Source organism: Chryseobacterium lathyri (genome assembly GCF_019970085.1).
Lineage (GTDB): Bacteria > Bacteroidota > Bacteroidia > Flavobacteriales > Weeksellaceae > Chryseobacterium > Chryseobacterium lathyri.
In genome coordinates this window covers 477,796-492,208 of the sequence record NZ_JAHXYG010000005.1, presented here as the reverse complement: position 1 = coordinate 492,208, position 14,413 = coordinate 477,796, and the positions used below count along the sequence as shown (strand labels likewise).

Annotated in this window: 9 protein-coding genes; 4 read left to right on the top strand and 5 right to left on the bottom strand. The window is 38.9% G+C overall.

What is annotated here, in order from left to right:
- Window positions 1–161: 161 nt before the first annotated feature.
- The 4 genes from LC418_RS18215 to LC418_RS18200 form a co-directional block, all read right to left on the bottom strand.
- Entirely contained in the window at window positions 162–1,574 is a 1,413-nt protein-coding gene (locus tag LC418_RS18215) for an efflux transporter outer membrane subunit (protein ID WP_223560177.1), read from the bottom strand.
- A gap of 251 nt (window positions 1,575–1,825) precedes the next feature.
- The gene (locus LC418_RS18210) at window positions 1,826–5,008 is read right to left on the bottom strand and encodes an efflux RND transporter permease subunit (protein ID WP_223560176.1); all 3,183 of its coding nucleotides are present in this window, start codon (window positions 5,006–5,008) and stop codon (window positions 1,826–1,828) included.
- Window positions 5,009–5,048: 40 nt separating this feature from the next.
- On the bottom strand, window positions 5,049–6,209 hold the full coding sequence (locus LC418_RS18205) for an efflux RND transporter periplasmic adaptor subunit (protein ID WP_223560175.1): 1,161 nt from the start codon (window positions 6,207–6,209) through the stop codon (window positions 5,049–5,051).
- A 354-nt stretch (window positions 6,210–6,563) separates the two neighbouring features.
- Complete coding sequence (locus LC418_RS18200) at window positions 6,564–7,160, bottom strand: TetR/AcrR family transcriptional regulator (RefSeq protein ID WP_111960491.1); 597 nt, start codon at window positions 7,158–7,160, stop codon at window positions 6,564–6,566.
- Window positions 7,161–7,318: 158 nt separating this feature from the next.
- On the opposite strand from LC418_RS18200, the gene LC418_RS18195 reads away from it, so the two are divergent.
- Window positions 7,319–7,873, top strand: a complete 555-nt coding sequence (locus LC418_RS18195) for a thioredoxin family protein (RefSeq protein ID WP_111960493.1) — start codon at window positions 7,319–7,321, stop codon at window positions 7,871–7,873.
- Window positions 7,874–8,087: 214 nt separating this feature from the next.
- Here LC418_RS18195 and LC418_RS18190 read toward each other — a convergent pair whose 3' ends face one another.
- Window positions 8,088–8,993 (bottom strand): AraC family transcriptional regulator, encoded by a 906-nt coding sequence (locus LC418_RS18190; RefSeq protein ID WP_223560174.1) that lies wholly within the window; start codon window positions 8,991–8,993, stop codon window positions 8,088–8,090.
- 123 nt (window positions 8,994–9,116) lie between these two features.
- Between LC418_RS18190 and LC418_RS18185 the strand changes: the two genes are divergently transcribed.
- The 3 genes from LC418_RS18185 to LC418_RS18175 are packed head-to-tail and all read left to right on the top strand — an operon-like array spanning window position 9,117 to window position 14,302.
- Entirely contained in the window at window positions 9,117–10,346 is a 1,230-nt protein-coding gene (locus LC418_RS18185; protein ID WP_223560173.1) for an MFS transporter, read from the top strand.
- 2 nt (window positions 10,347–10,348) lie between these two features.
- The gene (locus LC418_RS18180; protein WP_223560172.1) at window positions 10,349–11,827 is read left to right on the top strand and encodes a trehalase family glycosidase; all 1,479 of its coding nucleotides are present in this window, start codon (window positions 10,349–10,351) and stop codon (window positions 11,825–11,827) included.
- 18 nt (window positions 11,828–11,845) lie between these two features.
- Window positions 11,846–14,302 carry a TonB-dependent receptor gene (locus LC418_RS18175; protein WP_223560171.1) on the top strand — a complete coding sequence of 819 codons (2,457 nt, stop codon included), beginning with the start codon at window positions 11,846–11,848 and terminating at the stop codon, window positions 14,300–14,302.
- Window positions 14,303–14,413 lie beyond the last annotated feature (111 nt).

Here is a 14,413-nt window from a genome sequence, read left to right as displayed (position 1 = left end):
GATTGATGTGGTTTATAACGTAAAATATCTCGCAGATTGAGCAGATCCGGCAGATGTTTGTGTTATTTTAATGCACTTAATTAGTAATTCAACCTGCAGGAGAAAACAAAAATGCGGCCCCTAAACCAGAGACCGCACTTCAAACAATATAATTAAATTTACTACTTCCAACCGCCGCCAAGAGCTCTGTAAAGATCTACAATGCTGCTCAGTCTCTGTCTTTTTACAGACGCAAGATTCAGTTCAGCCTGTAAAGAATTTCCCTGAGCTGTTATCACTTCTAAGTAATTGGCCATTCCGCCTTTGTAAAGCATTTCTGCACTTTTTATTCCGTTTTTCAACGTTGATACCTGTTCTGCCGCTTTCTGTTCCTGAACTTTTAAACTTTCGTTAGACACCAAAGCATCGGAAACTTCACCCACAGCATTTAAAACAGATTGACGGAAAGCCAAAACGTTTTTCTCTCTCTGGATTTTAGCCACATTCAGGTCGGTTTTTAACTGTCTTTTCTGGAAAATTGGCTGGGTAATTCCCCCTAATACAGATCCGAACAATGAAGCCGGAATCTGGAACCAGTTATCGATTTTAAATGAATTAACACCTCCGCTTGCCGTGATTTTCAAGGCAGGGTACATATTAGCCTGAGCAATTCCCACCATTGAATTGGATTCCAACAGAACCAGTTCCTGCTGACGCACATCCGGACGACGGCTCACCATAGCTGCCGGAAGGCCTGCTGAGATATCCTGCGGAAGAGAAGTGTCAGACATTTCAATTGTTCTGCTGATTTTAGTTGGATTTTCACCTACAAGAATACTTAAAGCATTTTCCTGGATTGCAATATTTTGTTCCAGCTGAGTGATCAAGAGCTCCGTAGCCTGTTTCTGTGCCGTAGCCTGCTGAACGCCTAAAGAAGTTGTATCACCGCTTTGCCACATTTTTTCAGTAATCGAAAGCGTATTGTTGCTTAATTCAAGATTTGATTTTGCAATCTGCATCTGTTTATCAAGCATCAATAAATTATAGTATCCCTGGGCAATCGCTGCTACTACCTGGGTCTGTACTGCTTTTGTAGCTTCGTAAGTTTGCAGGTACTGCATTCTTGAAACTTCCTGCTGATTTTTGATCTTGCCCCAGATGTCGGCCTCCCAGGAAAGATTGAATGCTGCGTTGTAATCTTCAACGTGGTTCTGGCCTAAAAATGAATTTAAGCTTTTCCCGTTCATGCTGTTTTCCGAAGGTTTTGAAATTTGTGCTGACACACCAAAGCCTACATCAGGATACTGAAGATATTTTGCCTGTTTCAGTTTTTCCTGTGAAGAAGCTACCTGTTTTAGAGCAATCTGCAGATCATAGTTATTTTTTATTCCTTTTTCAATCAGTCCCTGTAAAATAGGATCGCTGAAAAACTGTTTCCATTCCAGGTTGGCGATGCTTGCTGTATCAGCAGTAGCCGTGTACTGAAATTTTTCCGGAAGCTGAAGGTCCGGCTCCGTGTATGCCAGTTTGGACACACACGAAACCGCGCCTAAAGCCAATATAAGGGTCAGAATAAAATTCTTAATTCTTTTCATAGTTTTAAATAGACTTTTATTTGAAAACAAAACTTTGAGAGGATTTTGTTGATGCAAAGAGGTCTTTAGTAGGAGAATACTTTGCTTTTACCGAACCATTAAGAACATTTAAGGAGTTAAGTTTAGTTAAGAAAATCAAATAGATTTATAAGTATATGCTTCAAGCGGAGCTCATCTTAATATTCTTAACATCTTAATGGTTCATAAAAAATGTGATTTTAATCTCTCAAAGTTTTGTAAATCATTTTTTATTAATGAGCAGTGGCTAAAAGTTCTTCCTCCAATTTTTGTTTTTGAAGTCTTCTCTTTTTTCTGCTCGGCATTTTTTCATGCAGGTACTGGAAGATTACATACATTACCGGAATGATGAAAATCCCGAATACTACTCCTGTAAACATTCCTCCTACGGTACTGATACCGATAGAGTGGTTACCTTTCGCAGCAGCTCCCTGTGTCCAAACCAGCGGAAGCATACCGATGATGAAGGCAAATGAGGTCATCAGAATGGGTCTCAAACGTAATCTTGAAGCCTGAAGGGCTGATTCAATCAGTGTTTTTCCTGCTTTTCTTCTCTGAACTGCAAACTCTACAATCAGGATCGCATTTTTCGCTAACAGTCCGACGAGCATGATCAAACCTACCTGAACGTAAATATTATTGTCAATTCCTGCTAACCCGGTGAAAGCAAATACTCCGAAAATCCCTGTAGGAACTGTTAAAATAACAGCGAACGGAAGAATATAACTTTCATACTGGGCAGCCAATAAGAAATACACAAATAGTATACTTAACATGAATACAAATGCGGTTTGGCCACCTGTTTTGATCTCCTCACGGGTAATTCCTGTCCATTCATATCCGAAACCTCTCGGAAGAGATTTCTGAGCCACTTCTTCTACAGCTTTAATGGCATCTCCGGTACTGTAACCAGGTTTTGGAGTTCCATTGATGGTTACTGCATTGAACAGGTTATTTCTTGTTACCGTTTCAGGTCCGAAAGTTCTTTTTAAAGTAACCAAAGTCTTTACAGGAACCATTTCACCTAAATTGTTTTTAACATAAATCCCTTCCAGAGAATTCGCATCCGTACGGTAAGGAATATCTGCCTGGGCCATTACTCTGTAATATTTCCCGAACCTGTTGAAATCCGAAACAAAGCTACTTCCGTAATAGATCTGCATGGTCTGCATCAATTCTGTTATGGAGACACCTAGCTGATTCGCTTTATCAGAATCTACATCTATTGTGTACTGAGGGTTTCCGGCAGCATAAGTTGTAAAGGCGAATGCTATTTCCGGACGTTTCATCAGTTCACCGATAAAGGCCTGAGTGGTTGTTCCCAACTGCTCAAAAGAGCCGTTTGTTTTATCTTGAAGCATAAATTCAAATCCGGAAACGTTACCAAATCCCTGTACTGTCGGGAAATTGAAGAAGAACGCGTTGGCATCTTTCACCTGTGATACTTTCCCTGTCAGTGCTGCTGCAATCTGATCCGGGTCTTTCATTTCACCACGGTCTTTATAATCTTTTAGCTTAATGAAACCTGCAGAATAAGGGGATGCGTTGGCATTACTGATAAAGTTCATCCCATCAGCTACCCAAAGGTGATTCATGGCTTTTTCAGCATTTACAATTTTATCAATCTGCTCAGTAGCTCTGTTCGTTCTGTCCAGTGAACTTCCCGGAGGGGTATTTACAGCATATAAAACGAATCCTTGATCTTCTGTTGGGATAAACCCTGTCGGAGCTTTATTGATCAAGAAAATACTTGAAGCAATGATAAGTGCAAGACCTCCAACGGCTACCCATTTGTTTTTAATTAAAAACTTAAGGCTGTAGATATATTTTCTGGTCATATTATTGAAGGCTACATTGAATGCATTGAAGAATTTCGCTCCAAAACCTTTTTTATGACCGTGCTCACCATGTTCTCCCTGAGGATCATTTAAGAATAATGCACATAAAGCAGGACTCAATGTTAATGCATTGACTGCTGAGATCATGATTGCTATTACCAAAGTAAAGGCAAACTGTCTGTAGAAAACTCCCGCAGGACCCTGCATGAAACCAACCGGAATAAATACGGCACACATCACCAGTGTAATGGAAATAATGGCACCGGAAATTTCACTCATAGAGTTTGTAGTGGCTTGCTCTACCGGCATTCCTGTCTGTTCCATTTTGGAATGGACGGCTTCTACCACCACAATGGCATCATCCACCACAATACCGATGGCGAGTACCAGTGCAAACAATGTCAACATATTGATACTGAATCCAAACAGTTGCAGGAAGAAGAAGGTACCGATAATGGCTACCGGAACTGCAATCGCAGGAATCAATGTAGATCTGAAATCCTGAAGGAAAATATACACCACAATAAATACCAGGATAAATGCAATCACCAAAGTCTCAACCACCTGATGTATAGACGCATCCAGGAAGTCTTTGGAATTGTACATGATGATTGGCTTTACTCCTTTTGGAAGGGTAGGGGAAAACTGATCAACCTGCTTTTCAATTTCAGTAAGAATTTCATTCGCATTGGAACCTGCAGTCTGAAGGATCGCGAAACCTGCTACAGGTTTACCGTCCACTCTGTTGGCTGCTGTATAGGTATAAGAACCAAATTCTACTCTGGCTACATCTTTTAATCTTAAAAATGAACCGTCATTATTGGCTTTGATAGCAATATTTTCATAGTCTTCATTTTTGCTTAGTTTACCTTTATACTTTAAAATATATTCGTAAGTTTCCTTACTTCCCTGGCCGAGACGTCCCGGTGCAGCTTCAAGGTTATGATCTTTGATAGCGGCCATCACTTCCTGTGGAGAAAGGTTATTAGCTGCTAGTCGGTCCGGCTTTAACCAGATTCTCATCGAGTAATCTCTTGTTCCGAAAACCTGAGCCTGAGCAACACCCGGAATACGCTGGATCTGCGGAATAATATTGATCTTCAGATAGTTTTGAAGAAACAGCTCATCATATTGCTTAGGGTCATCACTGGACAGTCCCATGAACATAATCATACTGTTCTGTACCTTCTGTGTGGAAATTCCGGCCTGAACTACTTCCTGAGGAAGCTGGCTCATCGCTTTAGATACACGGTTCTGAACATTGACTGCAGCATTATCCGCATCTGAGCCCTGTTTGAAAAATACGCTCAGGGTCATGGTACCGTCGTTACTTGAGTTGGAGGTCATGTAGGTCATGTTCTCAACCCCATTTACTGCTTCTTCAATAGGAACAGCAACGGAGCGGGCTACAACTTCAGCGTTCGCTCCCGGATAAAATGCCGTTACCTGAACACTGGGAGGCGCAATATCCGGAAACAGCGTAATCGGCAGGTTGAAAACCGAAAGTGCCCCCAGCAATAGCAGTATAATGGAGATGACCGTTGATAGTACGGGTCTTTCTATAAATTGTTTTAACATAAGAAGTTTATTTTTTTAAGTCTTCTGTATTCGGAATAGATTACAAAGGTTTAGCTCTCAATAAGCTGTCAGATGAAATTATTTTCGGCTTGATAGAAGCTCCGTCCTTTAGGTTTCCGATTCCGGTGTATACGATTTTCTCACCCGGAGAAAGTCCTTCAGAAATAAAGTAATAGCTTTCGGTTTTTCCTGAGATTTTTACCGGTTTGCTGGTTACTTTGTTGTCTTTACCTAAAATATAGACATAAGTTTTGTCCTGAATTTCAAAAGTAGATTCCTGCGGGATTACCACAGCATTGGAAAGCATCTGAGGCATACGCACCCTTCCTGTATTTCCTGTTCTTAAAGCGCCTTTTTCATTAGGGAAAACTGCACGAACGGTAATGGCTCCGGTGGTTTTATCAAACTGCCCGTCTACAATACTCATTTTCCCTTTTTCAGGATACGTACTGTTGTCTGCGATCACCAGGTCTACCATTGGCATGTTCTTTAGCTTTTCGTCTAAGCTCGCTCCCGGGTATTTATTCTGAAACGCGATAAAATCCAGTTCACTTAAAGAGAAATAGGCATAAATTTCGCTGATATCCGATAATAGTGTCAACGGATTAACATCTGTTCTTGAGATCAGGCTTCCTTTTTTGTAAGGAATTCTTCCGATATATCCACTTACAGGTGCTGTAATGGTGGTGAATCCTACATTTATTCTGGCACCTCCTACAGATGCTTTTGCCTGTGATGCGGCGGCTACGGCTGCTGCATAATTGGCTTTAGCCGTTTTCATCTGTACATCAGAGACAACTTTTGCTTCTACCAGTGGCTGAAGTCTGTCAACCTCCACTTTAGCCTTTTGAATATTGGCGTTGGCCACCTGTAAATTGGCCTGGGCCATATTCATTTGCTCGCCATAGGCTCTTGAATCTATTTTAAATAAAGGCTGTCCGGCTCTTACGTATGAGCCTTCTTCTACGTAGATTCTATCCAGGTACCCATCTACCTGAGATCTGATTTCCACGTTATTTTTACCCTCCAGTGCGGTAGGAAATTCCTGATATGTTGTAGCTGGAGAGGTGATCACGGTATAAACCGGAAGCTCCGGAGCAGGCGGTGCTGCATTGGAACCTTCTGCTGCTTGGGTACAGTTCTGCAAAAGGATAATACTTGATATAAGTACAATAAACCTTATTTTTCCAGGTATTTTCATTGTTGGTTTAATTTTTTTAATGAAGTGTTAGATTTAAGTAATAATGTTCTTTTAAATAAATTCTGTTATTTTTCCTAACGGTGTTAATGATTAGTTCAAAAAAAATTTCAAAATTTTTAATAAAGGTCAGATCGTCATTTTCATAATAGCTGGCTGTTTTTAATGTTGAATTGTATATATAAGTGAGGTGTATTAAGTATGTGTTAATTTATCTAACGGTGTTAAGTTTAAAGGAAAAACTGTCCCGAAATTTGAATGCTTGTTTTCATGGTTAAATTTTTAGTTTTAAGTGAATATTTATTGATATTCAAATGTTATATTTCCTAACAGCGTTAATCTTTGGTTCAAAAAAAATTACAAAGACTTAACAAAAGCAGAAACCGTTTCGTCTAAAGTCGTTTTATTCATTGTAGAAGGAATATCTGTATTCCGCATCATCATAATAGAGATCAGCCCGTGCACCGCCGAAAATAAAGCGTGCGACATATGGCAGGCATTGTCCGGATTAGATCCGTTCTTTTTAATAATATTATAGGTACATTCATAAATAAGGTCCTGGAATGACGAAAACTCTTCTTTCATCTGGCCCTTTCCGCTGCATTGCATTCCTAACCCAAACATCAGCTGGTAGTATTCCTTATTTTTGAAAGCAAAATTCCAGTAAGCATCTACTATGGCAATAAGCTGCTCTTCCGGAGTGTCGAATTTTCTCTGTGCCTTTAACAGTTCTATGTGAAGACAGTGAAAGCCGTTCAGAGAAATTTCATACAAAATTGCCTCTTTGTTTTCAAAATAATCATAGACTACAGGAGCACTGTACTCAATAGCATCTGCAATCTTCCGCATCGAAAGTGAAGCCCAGCCTTCTGTTTTAGCCAAACCGAAAGCCGCCTGCAAAATATTTGCACGAATGGATTCTTTCTCTCTTTGACGACGTTCATGTAGGCCCATGATTTTTTATTTACTAACAGTGTTAGCAAAACTACAAACTTTTAGGCATAACTTCCAAATAATATTTAATAATTAACATTTAACTCAAGTTTATAAATTGCTGAATTGGCTTTATATTAAAAGAAACTTTATCTTTGCGGATAAAGAAAATAAAGGATATGAATACTCCCTCTAATATGCTGGCTTTAGGAACCAAAGCTCCGTTTTTCGAGCTTCCGAACCCTTCAAAAACTAACGAGATCCAATCTCTGGAAGATCTGAAAGGTGAAAAAGGTACACTGGTGATCTTTATGTGCAACCATTGCCCGTTTGTTCTTCACGTGATCGACAAGATCAACGAATTGTATGAAGATTATAATGATAAAGGGATTGAATTCATTGCGATCAATGCCAATGATGTTGAAAAATACCCGGCTGATGCTCCGGAAAAAATGATAGAATTCCAGATTGAAAGAAAGTTTGATTTTCCATATCTGTATGATGAAAGCCAGGCAGTTGCTAAAGCTTACGATGCAGCCTGCACACCTGATTTTTATTTCTTTGATGATAAACTGGACCTTATCTACAGAGGACAGATGGATGATTCAAGGCCTGGAAATAATAAAGATGTAACCGGAGAAGATCTGATCATTGCTTTCGAAAATCTTTTGTTGGGGGAACCTCAGGAAGAGATCCAGAGACCAAGCATGGGTTGTAATATTAAATGGAAGTAATATTATAGTGAATGGTTGAAATTTTTAACCATTATATATAAGTATAAAGCTGTTCTTTTTCAAGAGCAGTTTTTTTATGTATAAACCTCTGCGGATTTGTGGGGAATATTCTATAAAATCTGCTTCGACTCCGCTCAGAATGACATCGTTAAAATAAAACAATTAGTATTAGAACTGTCATGCTGAGTGGAGTCGAAGCATTTTGAACTATTTTTTAAAAACTAGCCTTAACCTTAGCTTCATTCTCAACCTTTAAATCCACATTCACTTTATTATGCGAGAAATTCTTTATAAACTCGGAAGGTGTTTTCTCCGTATATTTTTTAAACATCCTGTTAAAATACGTAACATTATTAAACCCGCAGCTGTAGCTGCATTCTGAGATACTATTATCCAGAGCCATCAACAGGCAGGCCTTATTAATACGGTAGCGGTTTACAAATTCCGTAAACGTGATCTGGGTAGCCTTTTTGAAAAAATTACAAAAAGCAGGAAGGGTAAGGTTGGCGAGTTTTGCTACATCATCAATATTGATTTCCTTATCGTAGTTGTGTTCTACATAAGTAAAGATGTTTTCTAGCCTTGCCTTGTTTTTTGAAATAATGGTGTATGGCATGATTTCCTTGTTCAAAAGATCATAATCCTTACATTTTGAAAGTTCAAACAGAATTTCAAGCAGGAGAAGATACCTTTTGTAGCCTTCCGATTCCAGCATCAGTTTCAGCTTGGGAAGCATAAGTTTTTTGATCTTATGATGAAATTGGATCCCGTATTTAGAAAGTTCCAGCAGATTTTTAATCGATCGGGCCTCTATTTCCTGTTGTGGAAACTGGAGTATTTCCTCCCTGAACTGAAGAACAATTTCTTCATGAGGATCTGTAGAATTTAATCCAAATCCTGAATGTGGAATATTGGAGCCGATCAATACCAGATCGCCGTTCGTATAATTGCTTTTATGATAGCCAACATGGCGGGTTCCGTTCCCGGAAACAATACATACAAGCTCAATTTCGGGATGGTAATGATATTCCCATTTAAATTCTGAGATCGGCGAATTGTTGTGCAGGGTACGGAAGGAACTCTTTTCGTTCGGAATTATTCTTTCGAAACTGACTTTCATTTGATTAATCGTATTTATCCAATAAAAATACTAATTATATTAATATAGTTCAAATATTGATTTATTGTGTTAAATTAATGTTAACCCAAATGCTTCTATCTTAGCCGACAAGAAATGATCTCCATGAAAAATTTCAATATTAAAGCTGTATTATTTTTGAATTATTTTGTTTTCGCCATTCTTCTGAATTCCGTGGGAACAGTTATTCTGCAGGTACAGCAGAACTTCGGAATCTCAAAATCTTCAGCGAGTATCCTTGAGGGTTTTAAAGATCTCCCGATCGCCATATGTTCATTTATTCTGGCATCATTCCTTCCAAAAATAGGGATCAAAAATTCAATGTTGATTGCCCTTTTCCTGGTAAGCTGTATGTGTTTTGTCATGCCTTTCGCCAATGACTTCTGGTTTTTCAAATTATTGTTTACCATTGTAGGCGTTTCATTTGCCTTAATAAAGATCTCAGTGTTCACATCTATTGGTCTTGTGACCGATACCGACAAAGAACATTCGAGCTTCATGGGCTTTCTGGAGGGATTCTTCATGATTGGTGTATTGGCAGGAAACGTACTTTTCAGTTTGTTTATTGATGACCACAATCCGAAATCTACCCGGTGGTTGAATGTATATTGGGTCCTGGGAGCTGTTTCAGCGTTGTCATTTCTGTTTTTATTCTTTTCAAAATTAAATGAAAAAGAGGCGAGAAGTGAGAAAACCGATTTGTTGGGAGATCTGAAGAACAGCATAAGTTTATTCAGCTATAAAAAAGTATTGTTTTTTCTTTTATGTGCTTTCCTTTTTGTATTGGTAGAACAGAGCTTCCAGACATGGACCCCTACTTTTTATAAAGAAATATTGAAGCTTCCTACTTCTATGAGTATCCAGGCGGGGGCCGTTCTTGCAGGAGCTTTTGCTTTGGGAAGATTCTTATCAGGCTTTTTCTCTAAAAAATTCAGCTGGATCTACGTAGTTTCTTTCTGCGTGATCGGTTTTGCCATCAGTATTATTTTGGTTCTGCCGCTGACTCATAACATTCACATTGATAATAAAACGGGATGGTTCAACGCGCCTCTTGTAGTGTATTTGTTTCCACTGATGGGAGGTTTGCTGGCACCAATATATCCAAGTATCAACTCTGTAATTCTGGCATCTATTCCAAAATATTTACACAGTGCCATGTCCGGACTGATTGTGGTTTTTTCTGCGATCGGCGGAACAATTGGCTCAATGATCACTGGTTTTGTCTTTCAGGAGTTCAGTGGGCAACAGGCATTTTACCTTTCACTGATTCCGCTTTCACTGCTGATCATTTCAGCTATTTTCATGAATAAATTAAAAATAAACCCTAAGAAATAATAATGAATAAGCAGCTTTACATAAAAGAAATTCAGACTCTTTTTGATGATGTACAGAGAGCTCAGATTTTTGAGGACCAGAAGATGATGACAGATGCTGTTCCGATGTTTCCTGTTTCGGAGATCAATGCGGAGTATGAAAGGAAAAAGGGGAGTGAAGGGTTTGATCTGAAAGATTTTGTGATGACGAATTTTGATTTTCTGGGAGCAAAAATATCAATCCAGAGAGAAGATCAGTTACCCATTGAGCAGCATATCGAAAAGCTTTGGGATCAACTTACCCGTACTGCGTATGAAGAAAAAGGAACATTATTAAAACTTCCGAAGCCATATATTGTCCCAGGAGGCCGTTTCAATGAATTTTTCTATTGGGACAGTTACTTTATTATGCTTGGGCTTCAGGTTTCAGGAAGAACCGAAATGATGGAAAATATTGTAGAAAACTGTTCTTATTTAATTCAGAGTGTAGGATTTGTGCCGAATGCGAGCAGAACTCATTTCCTGAGCCGTTCACAGCCTCCATATTTTTCGCTGATGCTGGACCTGCTTTTTGAAACTACAAATGATGAAAAAATTTATATTCAATATCATGATACTTTAGAAAAGGAATATGCTTTCTGGATGAATGGAGAAGAGTGGCTGGAGAATAATTCAAGTGTGAAAAGGGTGGCAAAAACACAGAACGGAGATATTTTGAACCGTTATTATGATGCAGAAAATGCACCACGCCCTGAAAGCTATCTTATTGATATTGAAGACAGCGAAAATGCAGGAGCAGAATTTTACAGAAATATACGAAGTGCCTGCGAATCCGGCTGGGATTTTTCCAGCAGATGGTTTGCAGACGGAGAACATATACAGATGATAGAAACACTGAACATTGCTGAAGTAGACCTGAACAGTCTTTTATGGCATTTGGAGAAAACATTGGCAAAATCTTCGGTACTTCTGAACCAGGCAGATAAAGAAAATTATTTTACTGAAAGAGCAGCAAGACGCAGACAGATGATCGATACCTACTTTTGGGATGAAAACACTGAATGTTATAAAGATTATCACTTAAAAAAACACAAAAACACACCGTCTGAACATATTGCTGCTCTTTACCCTTTATTTCTCGGATTGGCAGATCAGAAACAGGCAGAATCGGTTTCTAAGCATATTGCTGAAAAATTTCTTTATCAGGGAGGTCTTGTAACTACCACAAAGAAATCCGGCCAGCAATGGGATCTTCCGAATGCATGGGCGCCCTATCAATGGCTAGGCTTTAAAGCAATGAAAAACTACGGCTTTGATGATCTGGCTGAAAAAATAAAAAATAACTGGTGCGGGAATGTAGAAAGAGTATACGGCAACACCGGAAAATTAATGGAAAAATACAACGCATTAGACACTGAAACAATTGCGGGAGGTGGAGAATACCCGAATCAGGACGGATTCGGATGGACGAACGGGGTCTATCTTAAATTAAAACAAAACTAACTATATAAAAATCATGCTATGAAAAAAAGATCGATATTTTTAATGGCTGCCACCGCTACGCTTTACTTTAACAATGCGTATGCCCAGGAAACCCCTCAGGATTCCATCAAGACGTCATCCATAGACCAGATCGTTATTACCGGAAACTCCGGCCCGAAAAAGAAAATAGAATCCAGTACCGCTATTTCTACTTTTACAGCAAAAGAGATCCAGAAACAAAATCCTATCAGTGCAGCCGCTCTTTTACAGAGGGTTCCGGGGTTTGCTGTGGAGACTTCCGGTGGTGAAGTAGGAAATAATCTTTTCGCAAGAGGAATTCCTTCTGCAGGAGCTTATGAATTCGTACAGGTGCAGGAAGACGGACTTCCGGTTTTTGAAGACGGAGCACTTCAATTTGCGAATGCGGATAATTTTTTCCGTGTAGATAACTCTGTAAGTAGACTGGAGGCATTAAGAGGAGGTTCAGGTTCTATTTATGCAAACAATTCTCCAGGAGGTCTGATCAACTTTATTACTAAAGAAGGAAGTAATGATTTTAAGGGGACAGCAAAACTTGAAACCAGTACTTATGGACTGATGCGTACAGATGTGAATGTAGGCGGCGCATTGGTTCAGGATAAGCTTTTCTTTAACGTTGGCGGATTCTACAGAACAGATAACGGAATCAGAAAAACAGGTTTCAGAGCTAACAACGGCGGACAAATCAGAATGAACCTTAAGTATGTGTTTGATAAAGGCTATGCTAAAGTATATTACAAAAAACTGGATGACAGGAATACATTTTTCCTTCCGATTCCTTTGATTCAAGACGAAAATGATCTTAAAGAATTTGCAGGTTTTGATGCCAATTATGGAACATACAGCTACAGAACGATCAGCCAGTTAAGTATTCCACAGACTGGAGGAGGCTTTTTCAAAAGAGATCTTGAAAACGGAATTCACCCAAAAGTAGATGTGGTAGGTGCAGAATTTAAATATGATCTTGGAAATAATTTCAGTGTTCTGAATAAGACGCGATATACCAATATCAATATGGAATATACTGGAATGTTTCCTGCCGGAGCTCCGAAACTGGCTTCTGATTATGCAACTAAACCTGTTAGTGAAGGCGGTTTAGGAATGAGTAATTACCAATACTCGTTGGTGAGCAACGGATCTGTTGTGAATCCTCAATATATACAGAAACTAGGATTCTGGGCTATTGATAAGCAGATGAATAATTTTGTAAATGACCTTCAGGTGAATTATAAATTTGATAAAGGAAATGTAACAGCTGGTTTCTACAAATCAAACTGGAAGTCTCATCAATACTGGAACTGGAGCAATATTTTAACAACAGCCACAGACAGGCCACAGCTTTTAAATCTGGTGAATCCATCTATGAGCCCTTCAGATTTAGGATATTCCCAGACTTACAATGGGGTAAAGGATATGTCTTTTCTGATCAGAGATTCACAGATCCAGGGAAGTCTTAATGATGTTTATCTGAATTTAGATTATAACGTAACAGATGCTTTAAGCCTTAATGGAGGAATGCGTTACAGCCGTGACTATTATAAAGGATATGGAGTCAATACAACAACCGCGAATCTGAATAATTCAGGTTTAACGACTGATGGAACACACAGCTTTGCGACGACTACGGCAGATGATAATATGGCAGTGTTAGGTAATAAGTATACCTACTGGTATTATGATATCAACAAAGTATCTTATACATTGGCCGCTAATTATAAGATCAACAAGGAAAATGCGGTGTACGCCCGTTTTTCTCACGGTTTCAGATCGCCAAATGAAGAAGCTTACTATAATAATATGTCAGATCTGAGTGCCATCAAGGCCGTTGATACCAATCAGTTGGAAGTTGGATATAAATACTATTCACGTACTTTTGATATCGGAATTATTCCTTTCTATTCTACGCTTAAAAACCTTTCATTTACTGATGTATTCTCAGACGGAACTTCAGAAAATAAATTCGCCAACACCACGAACTTTGGGGTAGAAATAGAAGGATACACAAGACTTTTCAATAATATTCTTGAAGTGACGTTCAATGGGACGATCCAAAATCCGAAATACAAAGATTTTGTAGGTAAAAATGCGGATGGAACTACCTTTGATTATGATGGAAACACCGTAAGAAGAATGCCTAAGTTCTATTTTAATATTTCTCCTGCAGTGAACATCACAAAAGAATGGAGAGCTTACGTAAGCATGAATTATTATGGAAAGCGTTTTCAGAACGAAGGAAATACAGATGATAATATTCTGCCTTCATTCACTGAAGTTGGTGCAGGAATGTCTTACCAGTTAGGGAAAATACGTTTTGCAGTAGACGGAACCAATATCTTTAATACGATTGGAATTACAGAAGGAGATCCAAGATCCCAGATTACACCGGGAACGAATATCAGAATGGCAAGACCGATCATGGGAGCCGCGGCAAGAGCATCCATCACACTAGATTTCTAAACTTATATTTTCTTCATAAAAAAAACCGCCGGGAAATTTTCCTGGCGGTTTTGATTTTTTGTGGGGTAAAATGTCAATGGTGAATTTTGCTTCGCAAGTGAATGGTGAATT

What these genes read in the sequence shown, in the direction of transcription:
- LC418_RS18215 (WP_223560177.1), bottom strand. Translation starts at nt 1,574, where the DNA reads ATGAAAAGAATTAAGAATTTTATTCTGACCCTTATATTGGCTTTAGGC.
- LC418_RS18210 (WP_223560176.1), bottom strand. Translation starts at nt 5,008, where the DNA reads ATGTTAAAACAATTTATAGAAAGACCCGTACTATCAACGGTCATCTCC.
- LC418_RS18205 (WP_223560175.1), bottom strand. Translation starts at nt 6,209, where the DNA reads ATGAAAATACCTGGAAAAATAAGGTTTATTGTACTTATATCAAGTATT.
- LC418_RS18200 (WP_111960491.1), bottom strand. Translation starts at nt 7,160, where the DNA reads ATGGGCCTACATGAACGTCGTCAAAGAGAGAAAGAATCCATTCGTGCA.
- LC418_RS18195 (WP_111960493.1), top strand. Translation starts at nt 7,319, where the DNA reads ATGAATACTCCCTCTAATATGCTGGCTTTAGGAACCAAAGCTCCGTTT.
- LC418_RS18190 (WP_223560174.1), bottom strand. Translation starts at nt 8,993, where the DNA reads ATGAAAGTCAGTTTCGAAAGAATAATTCCGAACGAAAAGAGTTCCTTC.
- LC418_RS18185 (WP_223560173.1), top strand. Translation starts at nt 9,117, where the DNA reads ATGAAAAATTTCAATATTAAAGCTGTATTATTTTTGAATTATTTTGTT.
- LC418_RS18180 (WP_223560172.1), top strand. Translation starts at nt 10,349, where the DNA reads ATGAATAAGCAGCTTTACATAAAAGAAATTCAGACTCTTTTTGATGAT.
- LC418_RS18175 (WP_223560171.1), top strand. Translation starts at nt 11,846, where the DNA reads ATGAAAAAAAGATCGATATTTTTAATGGCTGCCACCGCTACGCTTTAC.